Below are 4,842 nucleotides of genomic sequence, written 5' to 3' on the forward strand. Positions count from 1 at the left end.
TTCATATAAATATATGATATAAATAAGAAGATATTATTTATAGATTATTAGCCGAGGTGTTAGGAATGAAACGGTATTTAACGACCTTGTTTATTATACTTAGTGCTGTCATTCTTATTATAGGCTTACAACTTGATTATCGCTGGAATGGTATCCTGTCATGGGGATTATCATTTATAAGCCTGATTTTCGCAGTTTATTTCACTAAGTATATTCCAAATGAAAAACAACGAAAAGGTCAAAATTAGGAAGCGAACTGATGTTATGCGGAAACTCTTTGCTAAAGGTGTATTGGCTCTAGACCTAGTCTTGCCCCCACCTCTTTCAAATGGTTTAACGATAAAAAGCTGTATTGTGCCAAATTAGGCCAATACAGCTTTTTTTTAATGAATCTATCTGCTTCTGGATTTCTAAAAAACGTGCGCAATTCATTGATGCCTTATTTATTTATTCTGCGGGCAAAGTCAACGAACCTGAATTTATCGGGTCTATGTCTGGATTCCGTGTATTGAAACAAACTGGCGTCATCCAAATAGACAAGACTCTTAATTACAACTACATTAGAATAACCCTCAAGGTCAAGAAGTTTTCTATCCTCATCTGTTGGTTCCTCTACAATTATCTCTTTTTTTGCAAAACTGATTTTTAGATTTAATGTTTCTTCAAGATGTCTGTAAATAGAGTCTATACATATTTCTTTCGTCAGAATTGGGACGTGTTTCTCAATTAAAAAGTCTTTATCCAGGATGACTTTTTCCCCATTAATAGCTCGCGAGCGAACCACCGTCCATACTCTTTCAGACGCTTCTACAAGTAACGTGCTTTGTAGATGGCGTGAGGGAAATACCAGGCTCAGATCATGTACTTCTGTACGCGTTGGCAGGTTCAACTTTTCTGCCAGTTCCTTAAAACTAACAATTCCAGATACAGGAAAGTCAAATTTATTAATGTCTATTATTACAGACCCCTTACCACGTATCTTCTGAATATAACCATCTTGCGCCAATAAATTTAATGCTTTTCGAATGGTCTCTCTTGATGTTGTATACATTTCGGCTAGTTCATTTTCAGAAGGCAGCAAGGACTGCTTCGGCCAGTAATTTTCCTGTATCTTTACCGTTAAATCCTGAAAAATGGTTAGATATTTCTTTTGCATAAACATTCCCCACTATTTGATAGCGTAAACAATGGATTCATATGGCCTTAGAGTTAGCTTTGCCAGGCTAGTTTCCGAATCCTTATAATTTGATAGTAACACAGTCCCAGTTTCATAAGGCAACTCGACTGCTACCTCTTTTTCATAAAAGTTGTTTACAATGCAAAGTGTTTGATCATTATAATTACGTGAATAAGCAAAGACTTGCGGGTGTTCTTCTAACAACAACTGATAATCACCATACGTGATAACATCGTTTTGCTTTCTGAGACCAATCAGTTTTTGGTAATGATAGAAGATTGATCCTTCGTCCTGTAAAGCCTGCTGCGCATTAATTTGTTGATAATTATTCGCAACATCAATCCACGGTGTACCTTTCGTAAACCCTGCATGGTCCTCAGCTGACCATTGCATTGGAGTACGTGCATTGTCTCGTGACTTCTGTTGCAAAATAGCAATAATTGCATCCTCTGACACACCATTATTCTTTAATGATTTGTAGGCATTTAGTGATTCCACGTCACGGTACTCATCAATTTGAGTAAATGCTGGATTTGTCATTCCAATTTCTTCACCCTGATAAATATATGGTGTCCCTTGCATCAAGTGTATCGTAGTTGCCAGCATCTTGGCAGACTCTACTCGATAGTTTTTATCATCACCGAACCTCGATACTGCACGCGGTTGGTCATGGTTGCACCAGAATAATGCGTTCCAGCCTTTACCTTTGTGCATGCCAACCTGCCATTTAGATAGGATTTGCTTCAATGCTTGAAAGTCAACTCGTGCAGTTGCCCACTTCTCGCCGTTTGGATAATCGACCTTCAAATGATGAAACTGAAATGTCATATCTAATTCCTTGCGTTCAGGATTTGTATATAATGTACAATTCTCCAAGGTAGTTGACGACATCTCGCCAACAGTCATCATGTCCGCCTTAGAAAAAACAGCCTGATTCATTTCGTGCAGGTATTCATGAATTCTAGGCCCATCTGTGTAGTGCTTTCGGCCATCACCTTCATGATCGTCCGGAAATTGCTGGTCTTTGGAGATTAGGTTGATAACGTCTAAACGAAATCCATCAATCCCTTTATCTGCCCAAAACTGCATCATATCATATAGCTTTGTACGAACCGCTTCATTTTCCCAGTTTAAATCCGCCTGTGTCTTGTCAAACAGATGTAAATAATATTGGTTCGTTTTTTCCTCATATTGCCACGCAGATCCACCAAATTTCGACTGCCAGTTAGTAGGTTCACTACCATCCTCAGCATCTTTCCAGATATAGAAATCACGGTATTCATTGTCTTTGGATTTGGCAGATTCAACAAACCATTTGTTTTCTGTTGAGGTGTGATTAATAACCAAATCCATAATTAGCTTCATGCCACGTTTATGTGTCTCCCCAAGCAGTTCATCGAAGTCTTCCATTGTTCCGTACATACTATCGATTGCAAAATAATCACTAATGTCATAACCATTATCTTTTTGTGGAGACTCATATACAGGTGTTAGCCATATAACATCAACCCCAAGCTCTTTCAGATAGTCGAGCCGGCTGATAATACCCTGAATATCACCGACTCCATTTCCTGTAGTATCCTGAAAGCTTTTGGGATAGATTTGGTATACGACTGACTTTTTCCACCACGGTTCTGTCATGTTTAAACACCTCGCCCAAATTATTTATTTATTTTACGGATTGCTATTAAATACGTAACTAAGAATGGAATCACAATAACAATTCCCATTCCTATAAAGAAAGCTGCAATACTACTATCAATTGAAAGGAATCCTGGAACTCCTCCTATTCCAATTGATTCGGCTGTTACACCTTGCATCGTGATGAAAGCACCGGCAATAGAAGAACCGATTACTGCCGCAACAAATGGATATTTGTAGCGTAAATTAACACCAAACATTGCAGGTTCTGTTATTCCAAGCCAAGCTGAAATACCAGATGTTAAAGATAGGCCTTTTAATTTGTCGTTTTTTGCTGCTACCCAAATTGCAAATACTGCAGCACCTTGCGCAATATTAGATAAAGCCAATATTGGCCATAGGAATGTAGTTCCAGTCGATCCAATAAGCTGAATATCGACGGCTAAGAATGTATGGTGCATACCGGTGATTACAAGTGGCGCATAAATTGCTCCATAAACAAGTCCACCAATAATTGGAAATGAGTCAAACATCATTACAAGACCATCAGTAATTGCGTTACCTATTGCGAACATAACAGGTCCAATGAAAATAAACGTCAGGAAACCAGTTACTAGTAAGGCAATTGGTGCAACAATCAATAGCTGTAAGGAATCGATTACTTTTCTTTTTAGAAAGAGTTCAATCTTTGCTAAAACCCATGATGCGAACAATACTGGTAATACCTGACCTTGGTAACCAATCTTTTCAATCTCAAAGCCAAACAAATTCCAAGTTGGAATAGTGCCCTCTTTTAATGCATCACCATAAGCCCATGCATTTAGTAAATCTGGGTGGACCATAATTAAACCTAGAACGATACCAAGCAGTGGATTTCCACCAAACCGTTTCACTGCTGCCCAACCAATTAAAGCAGGTAGAAATGTAAATGCGGTATTCGCGATTATGTTAATCATGCTAGCAATGCCTGACCACTCTGGATGAGCTTCAATTATGGATTGGTCCTCATAGAAGATCCCAGCATTCACTAATATATTGTTTATACCTAATAGCAAACCAGCTGTTACGATAGCAGGAAGAATTGGTATGAAAATATCTGCTAATGTTTTAATTCCTCGTTGGAGGGGATTTTGTTTCTGTGCACTTGCAGCCTTTACATCGTCCTTACTGCCTTCTTCCAAACCAGTTTCCTTAACCATAGCGGCATATACTTTATCCACTGTGCCCTGGCCTATTACGACCTGGAACTGGCCACTTGATAAAAAGGAACCTTTTACAATATCTAAGTCTTCTAGTGCATCCTTGTCCACTTTATCCTGATCAGCTAACGCAAAGCGTAGGCGTGTTACACAATGTGTAAATACATTGATATTTTCTTTACCACCGACTGCTTCAACAATATCTATTGCATCTTTTTCATAACCACTTTTTTTGCTGTTTTCTTCAGCTTTCCCCTGAACCATTGCGGTAAATAATGTAGACTTTCCACCTACCACTACATTTTCATTTGTCTTTTCAAGTGATGACAAAGCATCTCCATTTGTAATGATAATTGGTGTAATCGTACTTTTAGCTTTTTCTCTAATATATTCTAAATCGAATGTAACTAACGGGTCTCCTGCTTTCACTTGATCCCCTTGTTTTACATGTGCTTCAAAGCCCTCGCCATCCAGCGAGACTGTTTCTAAACCGATGTGAATTAATACTTCAACGCCATTTGTACTCTCCAGGCCCACCGCATGTTTAGTCGGGAAAATTTGAACAATCTTTCCGTCAAACGGTGCAACGACTTTACCATCGCTTGGTTCTATTGCCAGCCCGTCACCCATCATCTTTTCAGCAAAGGTTGGATCTGGAACATCGCTTAACTGTTTAATTTCACCACTGAGCGGTGCGTATATCAATTCTTTTAAATTTTTCATAGAAAGGACTCCCTTATTCCTAAACTTTTTAACTTGTATATACATGTTTATGAAAATAGTATAACTTGTATATACATATAATGCAAGGGCTTTCATTCAACA

Annotated in this window: 4 protein-coding genes; 1 reads left to right on the forward strand and 3 read right to left on the reverse strand. The window is 38.4% G+C overall.

All coding sequences use genetic code 11. From position 1 onward, the window contains the following. The first annotated feature begins 65 nt into the window (after positions 1-65). The gene (locus tag ACOI1D_RS21055; protein ID WP_422504105.1) at positions 66-248 is read left to right on the forward strand and encodes a hypothetical protein; all 183 of its coding nucleotides are present in this window, start codon (positions 66-68) and stop codon (positions 246-248) included. 191 nt (positions 249-439) lie between these two features. On the opposite strand, the gene treR is transcribed toward ACOI1D_RS21055, so the two are convergent. The 3 genes from treR to treP are packed head-to-tail and all read right to left on the reverse strand — an operon-like array spanning position 440 to position 4,740. After that, positions 440-1,156: a trehalose operon repressor gene (gene treR / locus ACOI1D_RS21060; RefSeq protein ID WP_422504107.1), complete on the reverse strand. Its 717-nt coding sequence runs from the start codon at positions 1,154-1,156 to the stop codon at positions 440-442. Positions 1,157-1,168: 12 nt separating this feature from the next. Continuing rightward, the gene (gene treC / locus ACOI1D_RS21065; protein ID WP_422504108.1) at positions 1,169-2,818 is read right to left on the reverse strand and encodes an alpha,alpha-phosphotrehalase; all 1,650 of its coding nucleotides are present in this window, start codon (positions 2,816-2,818) and stop codon (positions 1,169-1,171) included. Between the two features lie 20 nt (positions 2,819-2,838). After that, positions 2,839-4,740, reverse strand: coding sequence for a PTS system trehalose-specific EIIBC component (treP, locus tag ACOI1D_RS21070; RefSeq protein ID WP_422504110.1), 1,902 nt, complete (start codon positions 4,738-4,740; stop codon positions 2,839-2,841). Between the last annotated feature and the right edge of the window lie 102 nt (positions 4,741-4,842).

This window comes from Virgibacillus sp. DJP39, from assembly GCF_049310925.1.
Classification (GTDB): Bacteria; Bacillota; Bacilli; order Bacillales; family Amphibacillaceae; genus Virgibacillus_F.

Coding starts and splice junctions, on each gene's coding strand:
- ACOI1D_RS21055 (WP_422504105.1), top strand. CDS start 66: ATGAAACGGTATTTAACGACCTTGTTTATTATACTTAGTGCTGTCATT.
- treR (WP_422504107.1), bottom strand. CDS start 1,156: ATGCAAAAGAAATATCTAACCATTTTTCAGGATTTAACGGTAAAGATA.
- treC (WP_422504108.1), bottom strand. CDS start 2,818: ATGACAGAACCGTGGTGGAAAAAGTCAGTCGTATACCAAATCTATCCC.
- treP (WP_422504110.1), bottom strand. CDS start 4,740: ATGAAAAATTTAAAAGAATTGATATACGCACCGCTCAGTGGTGAAATT.